Genomic DNA, 1,215 nt, shown 5'->3' with positions numbered 1-1,215 from the left:
CTGCTGCGCCACCTGGTGCAAACCGAAAAGTGGGAACGCGTGCTCGTCTTCGTGGCCACCAAACACGCCGCCGAAATCGTGGCCGACAAGCTGCGCAAAGCCGACATCGAAGCCGAACCCTTCCACGGCGAACTCAGCCAGGGCAAACGCACCCAGGTGCTGCAGGACTTCAAGATCAAGGCCGTGCAGGTGGTGGTGGCCACCGATGTTGCCGCACGCGGCATCGACATCGCGCAGATGCCCGTGGTGGTGAACTACGACTTGCCGCGCTCAGTGACGGACTACACCCACCGCATAGGCCGCACGGGGCGGGCTGGTGAATCGGGTGTCGCCGTGAGTTTTGTGAGTGCGGCGACCGAAGCCCATTTCAAACTGATCGAAAAGCGCCTGGGTATCAAGGTGGCGCGTGAGCAGGTTGTGGGATTTGAGCCGGTGGAAGTCGCGGTGGTGAATTCGGCAGATCCTGCGGGGACCGGTGGGATCAAGGGGAAGCGGCCTAGCAAGAAGGACAAGTTGCGGGCGACGCAGGGGCTGACAGATAGTTGAGAGAGTGCTGGATGACTAAATTAATTTTGATTTTTTGTGTAGTGCTGGCCGGCACTGTCATCGCCTCATTAATGGGCCGGAGGAACAAGCGCCAGAAAATCAGTACTGGAAAAAGCGGTGCCTTCGGGATCGCTTTTCTTGTCACGATTGGCACCACTGTCACCGCTGGGTTCGCCATCGCCGGTTGCGTTGCCCTTCGCCTGTGCACATCAGGTGGTGACACCGACCTTTCCTACATGTTCTTCCCTCTTCTCGCCGCGCCTATCCATTGGGTTTTTGCCACGGTTTTTGCGATGAAAAGGTGACGCGCAGGTCATCGTTTTCGGGCATCGCGAGCAATTTTGTTCACGCCTTCTAAGTACGAGTCGAGCAGTCCGTAGTGATTCAACAGCCGATAAGAGTTTCTCGCGGCCGCATTTTCCTTATGAGACTCGTCGATCTGACACCACGAACAGCTCTCACTATCTTTTTTGATTGGCTCTTTGCATTCAGCGCAGTAAGCTGGTGCGAGCATCAATTCGCTGCCATCGAAGATGTACGACTGCTGCTTAGTGTTGACAAAATAGGGCGTTGAGGAGCTCTTCCCAACTTTCAGCTCGAAAAAATTACTACCGATGGTGTCAGCATGTTTACTCAACACCTGGAGTCCCTCTTCGCTCGCGCGTGGAC

General features: G+C 56.0%; 3 protein-coding genes. 2 read left to right on the top strand and 1 reads right to left on the bottom strand.

The genetic code is table 11. From position 1 onward, the window contains the following. A partial coding sequence (locus AC1D0Z_RS22195) for a helicase-related protein (protein ID WP_477660308.1) occupies positions 1–546 on the top strand: 546 nt, incomplete at its 5' end. An 11-nt stretch (positions 547–557) separates the two neighbouring features. After that, positions 558–851: a hypothetical protein gene (locus AC1D0Z_RS22190; RefSeq protein WP_477660307.1), complete on the top strand. Its 294-nt coding sequence runs from the start codon at positions 558–560 to the stop codon at positions 849–851. 8 nt (positions 852–859) lie between these two features. Here the strand turns inward: AC1D0Z_RS22190 and AC1D0Z_RS22185 are convergent. Next, positions 860–1,215, bottom strand: a 356-nt coding sequence (locus AC1D0Z_RS22185; RefSeq protein WP_477660306.1) for a hypothetical protein, incomplete at its 5' end; no start/stop codon positions are given.

The organism is Polaromonas sp. P1_E3 (assembly GCF_056405935.1).
The sequence above is the reverse complement of the archived record's forward strand: the minus strand, read 5'-3'. Positions and strand labels throughout refer to the sequence as shown.

What these genes read in the sequence shown, in the direction of transcription:
- AC1D0Z_RS22190 (WP_477660307.1), top strand. Translation starts at nt 558, where the DNA reads ATGACTAAATTAATTTTGATTTTTTGTGTAGTGCTGGCCGGCACTGTC.